The following is an 18,998-nucleotide window of genomic DNA, read 5'->3' as shown; positions in this document are numbered from 1 at the left end:
CGTACGCTGCCGGGCCTCCCGCCGGTTCTGACAGACTGGTCGCCGTGATCAGAGTGGGCCTGACCGGCGGCATCGGCGCCGGCAAATCGACCGTCGCACGCACGTTCACCGAACGCGGCGCCTATCTCATCGACGCCGACGTCATCGCCCGTGAGGTCGTCGCGAAGGGCAGTGACGGTCTCGCCGCTCTGGTCGAGGCGTTCGGCGACGACATCCTCACTGTCGACGGCGATCTGGATCGGCCGGCGCTCGCGGCGAAGGCCTTCGTCGACGAGGAACAACGCAAGCGCCTCAATGCGATCGTGCACCCGCTCGTGGGTGCGCGGACCTGGGAGATGCTGCAGGCCGCACCCGACGACGCCGTGGTGGTGCAGGACGTCCCGCTGCTCGTCGAGGGTTCGATGGCCCCGTTCTTCCACCTCGTCGTCATCGTCCACGCCGACGAGGCCCTGCGGGTGCAGCGTCTCACCGAGCTGCGCGGCATGGATGCCGACGACGCCCGCGCGCGCATCCGTTCCCAGGCATCGGTCGATCAGCGACGCGAGGTCGCCGACGTCTGGCTCGACAACAGCAGCACCGCCGAGGCGCTGGCCGACGTGGCCGCGCGACTCTGGGACGAGCGTCTGGTGCCGTACGAGGCCAACGTGCGGTCGCGCACGCGTGCGGCACGTGGATCCGTGGCGCTGGTGCCGGCGGACCCCACCTGGGCACGTCAGGGACGCAGGTTGGTGCATCGCCTGCAGGCGGTGTGCGGCGACAAGGCGATCCGGGTCGAGCACATCGGTTCGACGGCGGTCCCCGAACTCGATGCGAAGGACGTCATCGACCTGCAGGTGACCGTCGCCGACGTCGAGGGCATCGCGGCCCTCGCGGACCTGCTCGCCGACGGCGGTTTCCCCCGCGTCGAGGGCATCGACGGCGACCGGCCCAAGCCCGCCGCAGGCGACCCGGACAAGCCCGCCGCAGGCGGTGGAGCCGAGGCCGCTGACTCGCAGGACTGGGTGAAGGCGCTGCACGTCGCCGCCGATCCCGGCCGGCACGCGAACGTCCATGTCCGTGTGGAGGGCTCGGCCAACGCGCGGTTCGCCGTCGCGTTCCGCGATCGGCTGATCGCCGATGCGGACCTGCGATCGGAGTATCTCGCGGTCAAACGGTCCGCGGAGGCGTCGGCGTGGGGCGACGCGACCGCGTATGTCGAAGCCAAGGAACCCTGGTTCGACGAGGTCTATCCGCGCGTGATGTCGGACGTCGGCGCCCCCGACTGACCCGCGCGTTCGTCGAGCCAGCGCAACGGCGCACCGACCTCGGCCAACCACCGGTCGACGTCGTGGTCGCGTTCGGCGCAGCCCACCAGCGCGGCCGTCGCGATCTCCACCGCGCGCACCGTCTCGGTCGTCGACAGCAGCCCGGCGGCGTGGGCCTCGACCAGTTCGTCGACGTCGATGAGCTCGAGAGGTGTCCCGGGCACGTCCACGAGGTCGAGATACCAGTCCTCGGCGTGCCAGCGTCCGTCGGCGTCGGGACCGGAGAAGCAGCCGACGTCGAGGTAGAGGCGTTGTCCGGTCCGGTGGCCGTCTGTGAAGTGGAAGATGCTGGCCCGCAACCCCAGGGCGGGCAGCAGCCACGACTCCAGATGGTGGAACCGGGGGTGGTCGGCGGTCCGTGACATGTACAGACCGAACGACGTCTCGGTGTACGTCCGCACCGGACGCACCACGCCCTTGTTGTCGGTGTTGGTCATGGCGGGCACGTCGAACACCTCGCGTTTGGGCGGGTGCACACCCGCCGACCCCGAGCCGTCCATGGGACGGGAGGGTAGCGGAGCCCGGGACGATCGGCGCGATTGTCGGACCCCGCGCCTACTCTGGAGCACATGGCTTTCGCGGCAGAACACCCCATCGTCGCCCACTCCGAGCATCGACCCGTCGGCGACATCGAACGGTCCGAGGCCGCCTTCGAGGTGGTCAGCGAACACTCACCCGCCGGTGACCAGCCGGCGGCGATCGCGGCGCTCGAACAGCGCATCAGCGCGGGGGAGAAGGACATCGTCCTGCTCGGTGCCACCGGTACCGGTAAATCGGCGACCACGGCGTGGCTCATCGAGAAGGTGCAGCGCCCCACCCTGGTGATGGCGCCGAACAAGACACTCGCCGCGCAGCTGGCCAACGAGTTGCGGGACATGTTGCCCAACAACGCCGTCGAGTACTTCGTCTCGTACTACGACTACTACCAACCCGAGGCCTACATCGCCCAGACCGACACCTACATCGAGAAGGACTCGTCGATCAACGACGACGTCGAGCGGTTGCGACACTCGGCGACCTCGAGTCTGCTCTCGCGCCGCGATGTCGTCGTGGTGGCGTCGGTCTCGTGCATCTACGGCCTCGGTACCCCGCAGTCGTACATGGACCGCTCGATCCACCTCGACGTCGGCCAGGAGGTCGACCGCGACGCCCTGCTGCGCCTGCTCGTCGACGTGCAGTACAGCCGCAACGACATGAGTTTCACCCGCGGCAGCTTCCGTGTGCGCGGCGACACCGTGGAGATCATCCCGTCCTACGAGGAGCTCGCCGTCCGCATCGAGTTCTTCGGCGACGAGGTGGAGGCGCTCTACTACCTGCACCCGCTCACCGGTGACGTGGTCCGACAGGTCGACACGCTGCGCATCTTCCCCGCCACCCACTACGTGGCGGGACCCGAGCGCATGGAACGCGCCATGGCGAGCATCGAGGACGAACTCGCCGAGCGCCTGGCCGACCTCGAGGGCAAGGGCAAGCTGCTCGAGGCGCAGCGCCTGCGCATGCGCACCACCTACGACCTGGAGATGATGCGCCAGGTCGGCTTCTGTTCGGGCATCGAGAACTACTCGAGACACATCGACGGTCGCGGACCGGGCACCGCGCCGGCCACGCTCATCGACTACTTCCCCGACGACTTCCTGCTGGTCATCGACGAGTCCCACGTCACGGTCCCGCAGATCGGCGGCATGTACGAGGGCGACATGTCGCGCAAGCGCAACCTGGTCGACTTCGGGTTCCGGTTGCCCTCGGCGGTCGACAACCGTCCGCTGACCTGGGACGAGTTCGTCGACCGCATCGGCCAGACGGTGTACCTGTCGGCCACCCCCGGACCGTATGAGCTGGGTCAGTCCAACGGCGAGTTCGTCGAGCAGGTCATCCGACCGACCGGTCTGGTCGACCCCCAGGTCGTGGTCAAACCCACCAAGGGTCAGATCGACGACCTCGTCCACGAGATCAACCTGCGCACCGAACGCGACGAGCGCGTGTTGGTGACCACGCTGACCAAGAAGATGGCCGAGGACCTCACCGACTACCTGCTGGAGATGGGTATCCGCGTCCGGTATCTCCACTCCGAGGTCGACACGTTGCGCCGGGTGGAGCTGCTGCGACAACTCCGCGGTGGCGACTACGACGTCCTGGTCGGCATCAACCTCCTCCGTGAGGGCCTCGACCTGCCGGAGGTGTCGTTGGTCGCGATCCTCGACGCCGACAAGGAGGGTTTCCTCCGCAGCACCACCAGCCTCATCCAGACGATCGGTCGCGCGGCCCGCAACGTGTCGGGTGAGGTGCACATGTACGCCGACAAGATCACCGACTCGATGCGCAACGCGATCGACGAGACCGATCGGCGTCGTGAGAAGCAGGTCGCCTACAACAAGGCCGCCGGTGTCGATCCGCAGCCGCTGCGCAAGAAGATCGCCGACATCCTCGACCAGGTCTACCGCGAGGCCGAGGACGCGGTGGAGATCGGTGGCTCGGGCCGCAACGCCAGTCGTGGTCGTCGCGCGCAGGGTGAGGTCAGCAAGTCGATCAGCGCCGGGGTCATCGAGAAGCGCGACGTGTCGGCCATGCCACGCGCCGAGCTCGCCGACCTCATCGCCTCGCTCACGGCGCAGATGATGAACGCCGCGCGAGATCTGCAGTTCGAGCTCGCCGGTCGGCTCCGTGACGAGATCTCCGACCTCAAGAAGGAGCTGCGCGGCATGGACGCCGCCGGCATCCGCTGATCCCGGCGGCCACGGACCGGATCGACCCCGGTCCGTGCCGGTCACGGGTGATGGCGACAACGGTCGGCGACACGATGTGGGGATACACACGAATGCCCGACAGAGGCTCTGTCGTGCAACTATTGTCCGGATATCGAAGCCGGTGGTCGGCGGCGCCGGACAGCGTCGGCGCGAGCCGCCTCGGTGCAGGGTCACCGATGTGAAACAGACGGAGGAATGGATGAGCGCGTACCAGACAGTTGTCGTCGGAACGGACGGGTCGGAGTCGTCGATGAAGGCGGTCGAGCGTGCGGGCGGCATCGCTGGAGATCGGGCCAAGCTCGTCATCGCGTGCGCCTTCTTCCCGCACGAGAACAAGGACGTCAACACGATGTCCGACGTCCTCAAGGACGAGGCCTACCAGGTGCACGGCAGCTCGCCGACCGAGGAGATCCTGCGCACCGCACGCGAGCGTGCGGTGAAGGCCGGTGCGGCCACTGCGAACATCTCCACGCGTCCGGTGAAGGGCGCGCCCGTCGATGCGCTTCTGCAGCTCGTCGGCGACACCAAGGCCGACCTGCTCGTGGTGGGCAACAAGGGGCTCAACTCGATCGCCGGTCGACTGCTCGGCTCGGTGCCCGCCGACGTCGCACGCAAGTCGGCGTGCGACGTCCTCATCGTCCACACCGTCTGACCGTTCGCCGGACACCCGACGGCCTTCGCGCTCAGTCGAGCGTGAGGCAGTCGGGCAGGTCGTCGGCGTGGATGAGCGTCAAACGCTGGGTCGCGCGGGTGAGTGCCACGTAGAGGTCGTTGAGGCCGCGGGGCGACTGCGCGATGATCGCGGCCGGTTCGACGACCACCGTGCGATCGAATTCCAGACCCTTGCAGGCCGTCACGGCCAGCACCCGCACATCGGCGCCGGCCGCCGCGGCGATCTCGTCGACGATCCCGTCCGGTGCGATGATCGCACTCACCCCCGCCGCGTCGGCGTCGTGCCCGGCGATGTCCGCGGTGATCGCGGCATCGACGATCCCGTCCGACGAGACGCGCAGCACCGACGGCGCGACCCCCGACCGTCGGATCGAGGTCGGGGGAGTACGTGTCGGGTCGATCGCGGCCAGCACGCCGGCCGCGACGGCCATGATCTCGGCGGGCGTGCGGTAGTTCACGGTCAGGTCGTGTTGCCGCCACCGGGCCGCGACATACGGTTCGAGGACCGATCCCCAGTCGCTGGTGCCCGCGGGGTCGCCGGTCTGGGCCGTGTCGCCGATGATCGTCATCCACCGATTCGGTATGCGGCGCATGATCATCCGCCATCCCATCGCCGAGATCTCCTGCGCCTCGTCGACGATGACGTGTCCGAACGCCCAGGTGCGATCGGCGTGGGCGCGCTCGGCGGTGGTGAGCGTCTGTCGACGGGTCTGACGTGACGCGAGCTGCTCGGCGTCGATGAGGTCGTACGCCATGAGGATCTCGGGGTCGAGTTCGTCCTCGAGATCCTGCGGGGCCGAGCCGGTGAGGATGTCGAGCGCGTCCTGCGCCTCGGTGAGTTGGCGACGCCACTGTGCCTGTTGCTCGCGCTCGTCGTCGCCTGCGTCGAAGCCGATGATCTCGGCGAGTTCGTCGAGCAGGGGGACATCGCCCACGGTGAACCCGGTGCCCGACCGCGGATCCCGCCACAGTGCGTCCCGCTCGTCGGCGCCCCAGCCGGGTGTCGCGACGCGGATCCGGTCGGGATCGCTCAGCACCTCGCGGAGCAGACCATCGGGGGTCAGCTGCGGCCAGAACCGTGCCAACGCCCGCAGGATGGTCGGATCCTGCTCCATCTCGTCGCGGATGTCGGCGACGTCGCCCGCACTCATCAGCTGCGAACCGTCGATCGTGCTCGACCCGATACGGGTGGCGTGCTGCTCGGCGAGTGCGTCGAGCGCCGACCGCAGGAAGATCGGGCGGGCCTGGTTGTGAGGTCGCCGGCTCGACCGCGCCCGACCGCGGGCGCGTTTGACGAGGGCTCGGTCGATGACCAGGGGGTATCCGTCGAATCGGACGGTGACCGGCTCGGTCGGCAGGATCTGCGCCTCGCGCACGGCGGTGCGCAACACCTCCACCATCGCGAGATCACCCTTCACCGCGGCAGCGTGGCGGTCGTCGGGTCGGTCCGCGCTCACCCCGGGATAGAGATCCCCGACGGTCGACAGCAGCACGCCGGTCTCACCGAGCGAGGGCAGCACCTGACCGATGTAACGGAGGAAGTCGTCGTTCGGGCCGATGATGAGAACACCGCTGCGGCCGAGGATCTCGCGGTGGGTGTAGAGCAGATAGGCGGCACGGTGCAGTGCGACGGCGGTCTTGCCGGTACCCGGGCCACCCTGCACGACGGTCACCCCGCGGTGCGACGACCGGATGATGATGTCCTGCTCGCGCTGGATGGTCTCGACGATGTCGGTCATCTCGCCGGTCCGTGCGGCGTTGAGGGCCCCGATCAACGCGGCCTCGTTCACCACGTCGCCGCGACTCGTCGCGTCGAGGTCTCCGGAGTCGAGGCGTTCGTCGTTGACCGTCACCACCCGCCGGTTACGGGTGCGGACATGCCGTCGCAGGGCCACGGAGTCCGGTGCCGCGGGTGTGGCCAGGTAGAACGGGCGGGCCAGCGGTGCCCGCCAGTCGAGCAGCAGTGTCGTGTCCTGCTCGTCGTCGTCGAGGATCCCGATACGGCCGATGCGGCGTGTCTCGCCGTCGTCGAGATCGAGGCGCCCGAAGTACAGATTGTGTTCGGCCGCATCATATTTGGTGAGGTCGTCGGAGTACATACGCTCGTAGGACTCACGCTCGGACTGTGACTGCGGGGTGCCGTCGGATTCGACGAGGGCGGTGCGCAGACGTCGGCCGGTCGACTGGCGCATGCGATCGAGGCGGGCGTAGACGACGTCGAGGTGTGACTGCTCGGACGCGACGGGGGAGCCCGATACGTCGTCGGCCGCGTCAGCGGCGGAGACGGGACTAGTCGCGTCCTTCTCCCGGATCCAGGTCATGGATGTGTCGGGTGCCTTTCGTGATGCGGCCCGGGCGGGTACGTCGTGTCCCGGCCCGGTCACGACGACGGGGTGTGTCGGCATGGTCGGTCACCGGCACACCCCGTCATCGATCGAACGGTGTTCTCAGCGAAGGTTCTTCGCCGCCTTCTCGGCACGCTTGCGCGTACGACGCGAGAGCTTGGCGCCCTCGTCGTTGGCCGTCGAGGCGAGATCGGCCGCACGGTCGCGGGCGTGGTCGGCCAGCTCGGCGCTGCGGGCGCGGGTCTGCTCGGCCAGCTCGGTGCTGCGGGCGCGCGCCTGCTCGGCGAACTCCGCACGACGGTCGCGGGCCTGATCGGCCAGCTCGGCACCACGGTCGCGTGCCTGGTCGGCGAGATCGGACCCGCGGTCACGGGCCTGATCGGCGAGATCGAGTGCGCGCTGACGGGCGGTGTCGGCGAGGTCCGAACCCCGGTCGAGTGCGGCGTCGGCGAGCTTCGAACCGCGCTTGCGCGCCTTCTTCGCCGCCTTGTCGCCTTCCTTGCGGGCGACCTTGGCGGCCTTCTCGGCCCGCTTGCGCGCGACCTTCGCCGCCTTCTCACCCAGCTCGCTGCCACGCTCGGCGGCGGCCTCGGCCAGTGGGGTGGCCTTGTCCTTGGCGATCTCGGCCAGCTTCGAGCCGCGGTCGACCGCGGCCTCGGCCAGCGGGGTCGCCCGCTCGCGTGCGGCCTCGAGCACCACGGGGCCACGATCCTTGGCGATCTCGGCGACGTGCGACGCACGATCGGCGGCGACCGAACGGAGATGCTCGAGGGTGTCGCCACCGGAGTCGCCGGTGAACGGCAGCGACGAGGTCACCGCGTCCGCGGCGTGCTCGGCGGCCTTCTTGCCCCGCCACGCCAGCGAGGGCTTGCCCTCGGTGTCGACCGCGGTGATCAGGAGACCACCGAGGAGCGAGACGTTCTTGAGGAAGTCGACGAGGGCGGCGTTGCGCGCCTCGGGGTCCGACTCGTTCCAGAAGTCGTGGCCCGCCAGGGTGGTGGGGACCAGCGAGCCGGCCAGGCCGAGTGCCGCGATACGCGGGAACTTGCCCGTGGCCAACATGACGCCGCCACCGACCTGGATCGCCGCGTTGATGCGCACCAGGGTCTCGGTGTCCGACGGCAGCGGATCGGTGATGTCGTCGGGAAGGTTCTGCTGGGACTTCTTGACGAACGGTCGCGCGGTTTCGGCGAACTGTTCGGGATGCCGGAGCGCGGTGACGCCGGAGGCGACGAACACGCTGGCGAGCATCGGTCGGGCAATTCGGCGGATCAACACTGATGGCCTCCTCGGGACGCGGGCTCTGAGAGGTGACGGATCCATGTCACCTGCGGCACAGGGCCGTGTCGAGGTTACCGGGCGCCGAGGACCGGCGGGGGGCGCCCGGGCGTGCTCACCATCCGCGCTCGCGCCATTCGCCCAGGTGGGGCCGTTCTGTGCCCAAGGTCGTGTCCAGACCGTGACCGGGGTAGACGGAGGTCTCGTCGTCGTAACGGTCGAACAGTTTGGTGGTCACCTCCCCGAGCAGGATCTCGAAATCGCCCTCCTGCCAGGTCTTTCCCACGCCGCCGGGGAACAGGCTGTCGCCGGTGAACAGGTGTGTGCGGTCTCCGGCGTGCAGCGCCAGCGCGATCGATCCCGGTGTGTGGCCGACGAGATGGATGGCCGTCAGACGCAGGTTCCCGACCTCGATCACGTCGCCGTCGTCGATCAACCGCTCGGTGTCGACGGGGATCTCGGGGGCGTCGATGCGTCCGGCGAGCGTGGGCGCACCGGTCGACTCCCGCACCTGTGCGAGACCCTGCCAGTGATCGAAGTGCTGGTGGGTCGTGAGGATCGCGGTGAGCGTCCCGGGCAGCGTCTCGAGCAACGCGAGGATGCGATCGGGGTCGTTGGCCGCGTCGATCAGCAGGCGGTCGCCGGTCTCGCGGCAGGTGACCACATAGGCGTTGTTGTCCATCGGACCGACCGACAGTTTGGTGATGGTCGCGGTCGGTGTGGTGCGGCGCTGTGCCCCGGAGGTCTCGGACAGATCGCCGGTGTAGTCGTCGGACACGGTCATGTCGGGAGCGGTCATGGACTCACGCTACAACCGGTGATCCGGACCACGGAGGCGCCCGCCGGCGGTCTCCCGGATCGGTCGTGTCGGTGCTCGCCCCTACGATGGAGGTGTGCTCGGTCTGGCCGGGATCGGCCCGAACCGACGGTGTCGACCGATGGTGTCGACCGACCGGGCGACCAGTGTGCACGCGACGAGCGTCGGATCCGACGCAGAGTAGAGGACAGCTGTGGCAGATCGTCTGATCGTTCGAGGAGCCCGGGAACACAACCTGCGAGGAATCGACGTCGACCTGCCGCGGGAGAGCCTGATCGTCTTCACCGGCCTGTCGGGGTCGGGGAAGTCGAGCCTCGCCTTCGACACCATCTTCGCCGAGGGACAGAGGCGCTACGTCGAGTCGCTGTCGGCGTACGCCCGCCAGTTCCTGGGCCAGATGGACAAGCCCGACGTCGACTTCATCGAGGGCCTCTCGCCCGCGGTCTCGATCGACCAGAAGTCCACCAACCGCAACCCGCGGTCGACCGTCGGCACCATCACCGAGGTCTACGACTACCTCCGACTGCTCTACGCCCGCGCCGGCAAGGCGCACTGCCCCGAGTGCGGCGCCGCGATCGCCAAGCAGACACCGCAGCAGATCGTCGACCAGGTCCTCGCGATGGAGGAGGGGATCCGGTTCCAGGTGCTCGCCCCCGTGGTGCGCACCCGTAAGGGCGAGTTCGTCGACCTGTTCGCCTCGCTGCAGACGCAGGGCTTCTCCCGCGCGCGCATCGACGGTGTCGTGCACCCCCTCACCAGCCCGCCCACCCTCAAGAAGCAGGAGAAGCACGACATCGAGGTGGTCGTCGACCGTCTCGCGGTGAAGTCGTCGGCGAAGCAACGGCTCACCGACTCCGTCGAGACCGCGTTGCGTCTCGCCGACGGCGTGATCGTGCTCGACTTCGTCGATCTCGACGAGGACGATCCCGACCGCGAACGCCGCTTCTCCGAGCGGATGGCCTGCCCCAACGGGCACCCCATCGCCATCGACGACCTCGAGCCGCGCTCGTTCTCGTTCAACTCGCCCTACGGCGCCTGCCCGGACTGCGACGGCCTCGGTATCCGCAAGGAGGTCGACGAGGAACTCGTCGTCCCCGACCCGGAGACCACCCTCGCCGACGGCGCGATCGCACCGTGGTCGACCGGACACAACGCCGACTACTTCCTGCGGCTGCTCTCCGGACTCGCCGACGAGATGGGCTTCGACATCCACACCCCGTGGAATCGACTGCCCGTCAAAGCTCGTCGCGCGATCCTCAACGGCAGCGACCACCAGGTCCACGTCAAGTTCCGCAACCGCTACGGTCGCACCCGCTCGTACTACACCGAGTTCGAGGGTGTGATGAAGTTCCTGCACCGCAGGATGGAGCAGACCGAGTCCGAGCAGATGAAGGACCGCTACGAGGGGTACATGCGCGACATCCCGTGTCCGGTGTGCTCCGGCGCCCGTCTACGCCCGGAAATCCTCGCCGTCACCCTCGACCACCCACGGTTCGGCGAGAAGTCGATCGCCGACGTGTGCGCCCTGTCGGTGGGCGACTGCGCCGACTACCTCTCCGACCTCACCCTCGGTGCCCGGGAGCAGGCCATCGCCGGCCGGGTGCTCAAGGAGGTGCAGGCACGCATCACGTTCCTCCTCGACGTCGGCCTCGAGTACCTGTCGCTGTCACGCGCGGCCGGATCGCTGTCCGGCGGTGAGGCGCAACGTATCCGGCTCGCGACGCAGATCGGGTCCGGGCTGGCGGGTGTCCTCTACGTGCTCGACGAACCGTCGATCGGACTGCACCAGCGCGACAACCGCAGGCTCATCGAGACCCTCACCCGTCTGCGCGACCTCGGCAACACCCTCATCGTGGTCGAGCACGACGAGGACACGATCCGGATGGCCGACTGGATCGTCGACATCGGCCCGCGCGCGGGTGAACACGGCGGCAACGTGGTCCACAGCGGGAGCTACGAGGGTCTGCTCGCCAACCGCGAATCCCTCACCGGCGCATACCTGTCGGGCCGCGAGCACATCGACATCCCGGAGATCCGGCGACCGGTCGACCGCAAGCGGCAGCTGACCGTGGTCGGCGCGCGGGAACACAACCTCCGGGGCATCGACGTCAGCTTCCCGCTCGGGGTGTTGACCGCGGTCACCGGTGTCTCCGGTTCGGGGAAGTCGACACTGGTCAACGACATCCTCGCCACCACCATGGCCAACAAGCTCAACGGCGCCCGTCAGGTGCCCGGTCGGCACACCCGCATCACCGGTCTCGACCAACTCGACAAGTTGGTGCAGGTCGACCAGTCGCCGATCGGCCGCACCCCGCGATCGAACCCCGCCACCTACACCGGTGTCTTCGACAAGATCCGCACGCTGTTCGCCGCCACCACCGAGGCGAAGGTCCGCGGATATCAGCCGGGTCGCTTCAGCTTCAACGTGAAGGGCGGTCGGTGTGAGGCGTGCACCGGTGAGGGCACCATCAAGATCGAGATGAACTTCCTGCCCGACGTGTACGTGCCGTGCGAGGTCTGCCACGGGGCGCGCTACAACCGCGAGACCCTCGAGGTGCACTACAAGGGCAAGACGATCTCCGAGGTGCTCGACATGCCGATCGAGGAGGCGGCCGAGTTCTTCGAGCCCGTCACCTCCATCCACCGGTTCCTCAAGACACTCGTCGAGGTCGGACTGGGCTACGTCCGGCTCGGACAGCCGGCACCGACCCTGTCCGGAGGCGAGGCGCAGCGCGTCAAACTCTCCGCGGAGCTGCAGAAGCGCTCGACCGGGCGCACCGTCTACGTGCTCGACGAGCCGACCACCGGTCTGCATTTCGAGGACATCCGCAAGCTGCTCGCCGTCATCAACGGTCTGGTCGACAAGGGCAACTCGGTGATCGTCATCGAACACAACCTCGACGTGATCAAGACGGCCGACTGGGTCATCGACATGGGCCCCGAGGGCGGCTCGGGTGGCGGTGTCGTGGTGGCCGAGGGCACCCCCGAACAGATCGCCGCGGTGCCGGAGAGCCACACCGGTGGATTCCTGCGCGAGATCGTCGACGCCCAGGCCGCACCAGCCGGCGCGCGGGCGTCGGCCCGGAAGAAGGCGCCCGCGAAGAAGTCCGCGGCCGCCGCCACGAAGCCCGCCCCGACGAAGAAGAAGGCCGCCAACGGGTCGCGGGCCCGCGCCTCGGTCGGCTGACCCACGGCGCGGGTGGTTCAGCCGCGGACGGGCCCGGTCAGCTTCTCGCCGGGACCCGCGCCCGGCTCGTCGGGAATGCTGCTGGCCTCACGGAACGCCAGTTGCAGGCTCTTGAGTCCGTCGCGGATCGGTGCGGCGTGCAGACCGAGGTCGGAGATCGATGCGGTGACCAGGCCGGCCAGCGCGGTGATGAGCTTGCGGGCCTCGTCGAGATCGACTGACGCCTGCGCCGACGGATCGTCGGCCAGTCCGAGTTTCTCGGCGGCCGCACTCATCAGCATCACGATCGACTTGGTGATGACCTCCACCGCGGGGACATCGGCCAGATCGCGCACGGGCAGGTCACCGGGCTCGGGGGACCCGTCGGCCCCGAGGTCGGCGGAATGTGAGTTTTCCGGCATGACTGTTAGACTTCCATGTCAGACCACCCCGGCGTGAGCTGGGGTTTGCAAGTGGAGTCCCGCTCCCACCGATCGACGTCCGTCTCCGCGGACCGTTGCCCGGTCCGGTCATCCGCACACCGTTCCCGGTGCACACGTCGGGAATAGGAATCGGATACCTCCTGTTGGAGGTGGCACGTGCGTGAGCGGCAACGCTCATCCGCAGGTGCGGACCGGTCAACTGCGGGCCCCACCGATGTCGTCATCGGCGGGGCCTTTTCGTTGAGTCAGGGGTGTTCCGCCTGCATCCGGCGCACGACCCGCGGTCCGTCCGCGGCACCCATTGTTTTCACCGAGGAGGCCCCATCAGCACAGAGACCCGCATCAACGAGCGCATCCGCGTACCGGAGGTCCGACTCGTCGGGCCCAATTCGGAGCAGGTGGGCATCGTGCGTGTTGAAGACGCCTTGCGACTGGCCCTCGAGGCCGATCTGGACCTGGTGGAGGTGGCGCCCAACGCCCGCCCGCCGGTGTGCAAGATCATGGATTACGGCAAGTTCAAGTACGAGGCCGCGCAGAAGCAGCGCGAGTCGCGCCGTAACCAGCAGATGACGGTCATCAAGGAGCAGAAGCTCCGGCCGAAGATCGACGATCACGACTACGAGACGAAGAAGGGCCATGTGGTCCGCTTCCTCGAGGCCGGTTCGAAGGTCAAGGTGACCATCATGTTCCGCGGGCGTGAGCAGTCGCGACCCGAACTCGGCTACCGCCTGCTGCAGCGTCTCGGCGCCGATGTCAGCGACTTCGGTTTCGTGGAGACGTCGGCCAAGCAGGACGGCCGCAACATGACCATGGTCCTGGCCCCGCACAAGGGAGCCAAGACCCGCGCCAAGGTGACCCAGGTCCGCGAGACAGGACCGTCGGACACCGACGCATCCGGCGCATAGACCCGCCGGGCGCGCCGACGACCGGCGCACACATCTACACAGACGAGGAAGAACATGCCGAAGGCAAAGACGCACAAGGGAACCGCGAAGCGATTCAAGGTGACCGGCAGCGGCAAGATCACGCGTCAGCGGGCGAACCGTCGCCACCTGATGGAGCACAAGCCCACCAAGCGCACCCGTCGCCTGGACGGCACCGCCGTGGTCGCCGACAGCGACGCGCCCCGCATCAAGCGGCTCCTGAACATCTGAGCGACGCGCTCACACATCCGTTTCATCGATCGCCGAGCGCGGTCTCGACACAGTAAGAGGTATTCCACGTGGCACGCGTGAAAAGGGCGGTCAACGCCCAGAAGAAGCGTCGGACAACCCTGGAGGCATCCAAGGGTTACCGCGGCCAGCGTTCGCGGCTCTACCGCAAGGCCAAAGAGCAGCAGCTGCACTCCCTCACCTACGCCTACCGCGACCGCCGTGCGCGCAAGGGTGAGTTCCGCAAGCTGTGGATCTCGCGGATCAACGCCGCGGCCCGCGCGAACGACATCACCTACAACCGCTTCATCCAGGGTCTGAAGATCGCGGAGCTCGAGGTGGATCGCAAGATCCTCGCCGAGATCGCCGTCAGCGACCCCGAGGCGTTCGCCGGTCTGGTGGCCATCGCCAAGAAGGCGCTGCCCGACGACGTCAACGCCCCGGCAGCCTGATCGACGATCCGTCGCCTGACGCATCTCGACCCCTGACGACACGACCCGCAGTGGACGCAGCACTCACCGAGCGCTCCACGCGGGTCGTCTCGTTTGCCAAGCTGCATCGCGCGAGCGAGCGTCGCGACCGCGCTGAGTTCCTGATCGAGGGGACGAATGCGGTGCGGTCGGCTCTCGACGTCGGTGTCGCGCGCACCGTCCTCGTGCGCGTCGACGAGGAGTTCCGCCACGCCGACGTCCTCGACATGGCGCGCACGGCGGGGATCGAGATCCTCCTGGTCACCGCGCGGGCCGCCGACAAGCTCGCCGAGACCTCCACGACCCCCGGCCTGTTCGCGATCTGCGATCTGCTCGACGCCTCGCCGGCCGACATCATCGACCGCGCCGGCCCGACCGCGACGGTCGCCGTGGGTGTGGACATCTCCGACCCGGGCAACGCCGGCACTCTCATCCGCACCGCCGACGCCATGGGGTGTGCGGGTGTGCTCCTCGTCGGGTCGTCCTCGGTCGACCCCCACAACGGCAAGGCCGTGCGTGCGAGCGCCGGCAGTGTGTTCCACATACCGGTCGCGCGTGCGCAGGACCCGCAGGCGATCGTCGACGCCCTCCGCGCCGCGGGGATCGCCGTGCTGGCCACCGCGGCCGACGGCGAGCTGTCCCTCGACGACGCCGACGCCGTCCTGGCCTCCGGGGTGGCGTGGCTGTTCGGCAACGAGGCGCACGGATTGCCGAACGATCTGCTCACCGCGGCCGATCATCGGGTGTCGATACCGATCCGTGGTCGCGCCGAGAGCCTGAACATCGCGGCGGCCGCCGCCGTCTGTCTCTACTCGAGCGCGCGCGCGAGCAACCGCTGATCGTCGCGAGGCGCGTGTGACCTGCGATTTTGCTCGGTAACCGCTGCGTGGGGCGGTCGGGGGATCCGATACGCTCGACGGCGAGACCGGCACGAGATCAGATCGACCACCATCGACACGAAGAGGAGCTGGGTTCGTCGTGACCACCGAAACGTCAGGAGCCACCGAGGAATCGTTGGACGCGGCAGTCGATGCGGCCGTCGCCGCGTTCGCGGCCGCGGGCGATCTGACCCAGCTCGCCCAGGCGAAGACCGACCACCTCGGTGACCGGTCCGCGATCGCCCTCGCACGGCGCGCTCTCGGCGACCTGCCGAAGACCGAGCGGGCAGAGGCGGGCAAGCGTGTGAACGTGGTCCGCGGTCGGGCGCAGCAGGCCTACGACGAGCGTGTCGTCGTGCTGACCGCCGAACGCGACGCGGCGGTCCTCGCCGAGGAGGCCATCGACGTGACGCTGCCGAGTGCCCGGCGGCCGGTCGGCGCGCGACACCCCATCACGGTGATCGCCGAGCAGGTCGCCGACGTCTTCGTCGCGATGGGGTGGGAGATCGCCGAGGGGCCGGAGGTGGAGACCGAACAGTTCAACTTCGATGCGCTCAACTTCCTGCCCGACCACCCCGCGCGCTCCATGCAGGACACCTTCTACATCGCGCCCGAGGGTTCCCGGCAGGTGTTGCGTACGCACACCTCGCCGGTCCAGGTGCGGTCGATGCTGACGCGCGAGGTGCCCATCTATGTCGCCTGTCCGGGGCGGACGTTCCGCACCGACGAGCTCGACTCCACACACACACCGGTGTTCCACCAGGTGGAGGGGCTCGCCGTCGACAGGGGCCTCACCATGGCCAACCTGCGCGGCACCCTCGAGATCCTCGCGAAGGCGATCTTCGGTCCCGACACCACGACCCGCATGCGCCCGAACTTCTTCCCCTTCACCGAACCGTCGGCAGAGGTCGACGTGTGGTTCCCGGCCAAGAAGGGCGGGCCCGGATGGGTGGAGTGGGGCGGCTGCGGCATGGTCAACCCGAATGTGTTGCGCGCGGCCGGGATCGACCCGGACATCTACTCGGGATACGCGTTCGGTATGGGCCTCGAGCGCACCCTGCAGTTCCGCAACGACCTCCCCGACATGCGCGACATGGTCGAGGGCGACGTCCGCTTCACCCTGCCGTTCGGCCCCGCGATCTGACCTCGGCCCACGGCCGTTCCCGACCTCGATCTCGAAAGTAGTTGAGCCACCGTGCGCGTTCCCCAGTCCTGGTTGACCGAATCACTGCAGCGTGGCGCCGCCGACTTCGCGGCGTCGACCGCCGAGATCGATGCCGGCTTCGTACGCGTCGGCTTCGAGATCGAGGATGTCGAGGACTTCCCGACCATCACCGGACCGCTGGTGATCGGGCGGGTCGCGCAGATCACCGAGCTCACCGAGTTCAAGAAGCCCATCCGGTTCTGTCAGGTCGACGTCGGCGAGGACGCCCCTCGTGGGATCGTCTGCGGCGCCCGGAACTTCGCCGAGGGTGATCTGATCGTGGCCGCCCTTCCCGGCAGCGTGCTGCCCGGCGACTTCGCCATCGCCGCGCGCAAGACCTACGGGCACACCTCCGACGGCATGATCTGCTCGGTGTCGGAGCTGGGCATAGGCACCGACCACTCGGGCATCCTCGTGCTCGCCCCGGGTACCGCGGACCCCGGAACCGACGCGCTCACCGCCCTCGGCCTCGACGACACCGCGATCGACGTGAACGTGACGCCCGACCGTGGCTACGCGTTCTCGGTGCGCGGACTGGCGCGGGAACTCGCCGCGAGCTTCGACCTGCCCTACGTCGATCCCGCGGGTACCGAGGCGCGCGCCGCCGACGGTGGGTCGTCGGTCGATGCGTGGCCGGTCCGCATCGATCCTGCCTCGTCCGCCACCCGCTACTGCGCGCAGGTCATCCGCGGAGTCGATCCGACGGCGGTGTCGCCGTGGTGGATCCAGAAGCGACTGCTGGTCGCGGGCGTGCGGCCGATCTCGGCTGCGGTCGACGTGACGAACTACGTGATGCTCGAACTCGGACAACCGTTGCACGCGTTCGATGCCGCGCACGTGACCGGCACGATCGTGGTGCGCCGCGCGAGCCCGGGGGAGACGCTCACCACCCTCGACGGGGCGGAGCGCACCCTCGACCCCGATGACGTCGTCATCGCCGACGACCGCGCGCCGATCGCCCTGGCCGGGGTGATGGGTGGTGCCGAGAGCGAGATCTCTACTGACACCGTCGATGTCATCCTCGAGGCGGCGAACTTCGATGCGGTGTCGGCGTTCCGGACCGGGCGACGTCACCGGCTGTCCAGCGAGGCCGGCAAGCGATTCGAGCGCACGGTGGACCCGCAGATCACCGCGCTCGCACTGGCCCGGGCGACCGATCTCATCGTCGAGATCGCCGGCGGCCGCGCCGATCCCGGCCACACCGACGTCGCGGTCGAGACGCCGCCGGCAACGGTGACCATCGCCCCGGACCTCCCCGACCGCGTCGCGGGGATCACCTACGCACCGGGGACCACCGTGCGCCGGCTCGAGCAGGTCGGTTGTGTCGTGAGCGAGGGCGCCGACGGCACCCTGCAGGTCGTGCCGCCGTCGTGGCGTTCGGATCTGCGGCAGTCGGCCGACCTGGTCGAGGAGGTGCTGCGACTGGAGGGGCTGGAGAACATCCCCGCGGTACCGCCCAGTGCTCCGGCGGGGACCGGCCTGACCCGGGAGCAGATCCGCCGACGCAGTGTCGGTCGCGCGCTGGCCATGTCGGGGTTCGTCGAGGTGCTGCCGTTCCCGTTCATGCCCGCCGGCGTCCTCGACCTCTGGGGCATCGACGGCGACGACCCCCGACGCGCGACGGTGCGGGTGCTCAACCCGCTGGAGTCCGCGCGCAGCGAGTTGAACACGACGCTGCTGCCCGGCCTCGTCGAGATGGCCGTCCGCAACCTCGCCCGCGGACAGCGCGACGTCGCCCTGTACACGATCGGGCAGGTGATGATCGCCGACGAGAACATCCACCCCGTCGCCACCGTCGACGTCACCCGCCGACCCACGGCGGACGAGATCGCCGAGCTGATGGGGTCGCTGCCGCGTCAGCCCCTGCGCGCCGCGGTGGTCCTCACCGGCGCGCGTGAGCCCGCGGGACCGTGGGGTCCGGGACGCCCGGTCGAGGCGTCGGATGCCTTCGACGCCGCGCGTGTGATCGGACGGGCCTCGGGCGTGGAGCTGAGCATGGTGGCCGCAGAGCACGTGCCGTGGCACCCCGGGCGCTGTGCCCGGGTGGTCGCCGACGATGGTGCGGGCGGATCGATCGACGTCGGGTGGGCCGGTGAGCTGCACCCCGCCGTCATCGACCGTGCCGGCCTGCCGCCCCGAACCTGTGCCGTCGAGCTCGAACTGGATCTCCTACCGCTGTCCTCGGTGCTGCCCGCGCCGCAGCTGTCGCTGTTCCCCGCGGTGTTGCAGGACGTCGCCGTGGTGGTCGACGCCGGGGTCGCCGCCGCCGACGTCGAACGCGCGCTGGTGGCGGGTGCGGGTGCACTGCTCGAGGACATCCGGCTCTACGACGTGTTCACGGGATCGCAGGTCGGCGAGGGTTCGAAATCGTTGACGTTCGCCCTGCGTTTCCGCGCCGCCGACCGGACGCTGACCGAGGACGACGCCTCGGGCGCCCGCGACGCCGCGGTCGCGCACGCGGGCGAGGTGGTCGGCGCCCGTCTGCGCTGACGTCGTCGCGGTGATCGGCGACGCCCGACCCCGGTG

The 18,998-nt window shown here is 68.9% G+C and carries 15 protein-coding genes; 10 read left to right on the top strand and 5 right to left on the bottom strand.

What is annotated here, in order from left to right; all coding sequences use genetic code 11:
* Positions 1-44: 44 nt before the first annotated feature.
* Complete coding sequence (coaE, locus tag ASG12_RS11705; protein ID WP_055789677.1) at positions 45-1,265, top strand: dephospho-CoA kinase; 1,221 nt, start codon at positions 45-47, stop codon at positions 1,263-1,265.
* On the opposite strand, the gene ASG12_RS11700 is transcribed toward coaE, so the two are convergent.
* Complete coding sequence (locus ASG12_RS11700; protein ID WP_055789673.1) at positions 1,226-1,804, bottom strand: DUF402 domain-containing protein; 579 nt, start codon at positions 1,802-1,804, stop codon at positions 1,226-1,228. The two genes, coaE and ASG12_RS11700, sit on opposite strands and share 40 nt — an antisense overlap.
* Before the next feature lie 69 nt (positions 1,805-1,873).
* Here ASG12_RS11700 and uvrB point away from each other — a divergent pair, with 69 nt between their 5' ends.
* A complete protein-coding gene (gene uvrB / locus ASG12_RS11695) occupies positions 1,874-4,027 on the top strand; it encodes an excinuclease ABC subunit UvrB (protein ID WP_055789671.1) in 2,154 nt (717 codons plus the stop codon).
* Between the two features lie 220 nt (positions 4,028-4,247).
* Positions 4,248-4,700 carry a universal stress protein gene (locus ASG12_RS11690; RefSeq protein WP_045823010.1) on the top strand — a complete coding sequence of 151 codons (453 nt, stop codon included), beginning with the start codon at positions 4,248-4,250 and terminating at the stop codon, positions 4,698-4,700.
* Between the two features lie 31 nt (positions 4,701-4,731).
* Here the strand turns inward: ASG12_RS11690 and ASG12_RS11685 are convergent, their stop codons facing one another.
* From ASG12_RS11685 to ASG12_RS11675, 3 genes are all read right to left on the bottom strand, one after another.
* A complete protein-coding gene (locus ASG12_RS11685) occupies positions 4,732-7,041 on the bottom strand; it encodes a HelD family protein (protein WP_055790725.1) in 2,310 nt (769 codons plus the stop codon).
* Positions 7,042-7,167: 126 nt separating this feature from the next.
* Positions 7,168-8,343 carry a DoxX family protein gene (locus ASG12_RS11680; RefSeq protein WP_082501925.1) on the bottom strand — a complete coding sequence of 392 codons (1,176 nt, stop codon included), beginning with the start codon at positions 8,341-8,343 and terminating at the stop codon, positions 7,168-7,170.
* A 115-nt stretch (positions 8,344-8,458) separates the two neighbouring features.
* Entirely contained in the window at positions 8,459-9,142 is a 684-nt protein-coding gene (locus ASG12_RS11675; protein WP_055789666.1) for an MBL fold metallo-hydrolase, read from the bottom strand.
* A 211-nt stretch (positions 9,143-9,353) separates the two neighbouring features.
* Here ASG12_RS11675 and uvrA point away from each other — a divergent pair, with 211 nt between their 5' ends.
* The gene (uvrA, locus tag ASG12_RS11670) at positions 9,354-12,347 is read left to right on the top strand and encodes an excinuclease ABC subunit UvrA (protein WP_082501924.1); all 2,994 of its coding nucleotides are present in this window, start codon (positions 9,354-9,356) and stop codon (positions 12,345-12,347) included.
* 17 nt (positions 12,348-12,364) lie between these two features.
* Here uvrA and ASG12_RS11665 read toward each other — a convergent pair whose 3' ends face one another.
* Positions 12,365-12,748 (bottom strand): DUF1844 domain-containing protein, encoded by a 384-nt coding sequence (locus ASG12_RS11665; RefSeq protein ID WP_045823006.1) that lies wholly within the window; start codon positions 12,746-12,748, stop codon positions 12,365-12,367.
* Positions 12,749-13,029: 281 nt separating this feature from the next.
* Between ASG12_RS11665 and infC the strand changes: the two genes are divergently transcribed.
* The 6 genes from infC to pheT all read left to right on the top strand — a co-directional run bounded on the left by infC (position 13,030) and on the right by pheT (position 18,962).
* The gene (gene infC, locus ASG12_RS11660) at positions 13,030-13,674 is read left to right on the top strand and encodes a translation initiation factor IF-3 (RefSeq protein ID WP_055790722.1); all 645 of its coding nucleotides are present in this window, start codon (positions 13,030-13,032) and stop codon (positions 13,672-13,674) included.
* Between the two features lie 54 nt (positions 13,675-13,728).
* Positions 13,729-13,923, top strand: a complete 195-nt coding sequence (gene rpmI, locus ASG12_RS11655) for a 50S ribosomal protein L35 (RefSeq protein ID WP_045823005.1) — start codon at positions 13,729-13,731, stop codon at positions 13,921-13,923.
* A gap of 68 nt (positions 13,924-13,991) precedes the next feature.
* Positions 13,992-14,372, top strand: a complete 381-nt coding sequence (rplT, locus tag ASG12_RS11650) for a 50S ribosomal protein L20 (RefSeq protein ID WP_045823004.1) — start codon at positions 13,992-13,994, stop codon at positions 14,370-14,372.
* Between the two features lie 50 nt (positions 14,373-14,422).
* On the top strand, positions 14,423-15,229 hold the full coding sequence (locus ASG12_RS11645) for a TrmH family RNA methyltransferase (RefSeq protein ID WP_055789663.1): 807 nt from the start codon (positions 14,423-14,425) through the stop codon (positions 15,227-15,229).
* A gap of 139 nt (positions 15,230-15,368) precedes the next feature.
* On the top strand, positions 15,369-16,412 hold the full coding sequence (gene pheS / locus ASG12_RS11640; RefSeq protein WP_055789660.1) for a phenylalanine--tRNA ligase subunit alpha: 1,044 nt from the start codon (positions 15,369-15,371) through the stop codon (positions 16,410-16,412).
* A gap of 51 nt (positions 16,413-16,463) precedes the next feature.
* Positions 16,464-18,962 (top strand): phenylalanine--tRNA ligase subunit beta, encoded by a 2,499-nt coding sequence (gene pheT / locus ASG12_RS11635; protein ID WP_055789658.1) that lies wholly within the window; start codon positions 16,464-16,466, stop codon positions 18,960-18,962.
* Positions 18,963-18,998: the final 36 nt, after the last annotated feature.

Origin of the sequence: Williamsia sp. Leaf354, from assembly GCF_001424365.1 — a bacterium.
In the GTDB taxonomy this organism is placed as follows: domain Bacteria; phylum Actinomycetota; class Actinomycetes; order Mycobacteriales; family Mycobacteriaceae; genus Williamsia_A.
Note: the sequence above shows the minus strand (reverse complement) of the source record. Positions and strands in the feature narration are given on the sequence as shown.

Bases quoted from the DNA above. Each gene is read 5' to 3' on its own strand.
- ASG12_RS11700 (WP_055789673.1), bottom strand. From the start codon at position 1,804: ATGGACGGCTCGGGGTCGGCGGGTGTGCACCCGCCCAAACGCGAGGTG.
- uvrB (WP_055789671.1), top strand. From the start codon at position 1,874: ATGGCTTTCGCGGCAGAACACCCCATCGTCGCCCACTCCGAGCATCGA.
- ASG12_RS11690 (WP_045823010.1), top strand. From the start codon at position 4,248: ATGAGCGCGTACCAGACAGTTGTCGTCGGAACGGACGGGTCGGAGTCG.
- ASG12_RS11685 (WP_055790725.1), bottom strand. From the start codon at position 7,041: ATGACCTGGATCCGGGAGAAGGACGCGACTAGTCCCGTCTCCGCCGCT.
- ASG12_RS11675 (WP_055789666.1), bottom strand. From the start codon at position 9,142: ATGACCGCTCCCGACATGACCGTGTCCGACGACTACACCGGCGATCTG.
- ASG12_RS11665 (WP_045823006.1), bottom strand. From the start codon at position 12,748: ATGCCGGAAAACTCACATTCCGCCGACCTCGGGGCCGACGGGTCCCCC.
- rpmI (WP_045823005.1), top strand. From the start codon at position 13,729: ATGCCGAAGGCAAAGACGCACAAGGGAACCGCGAAGCGATTCAAGGTG.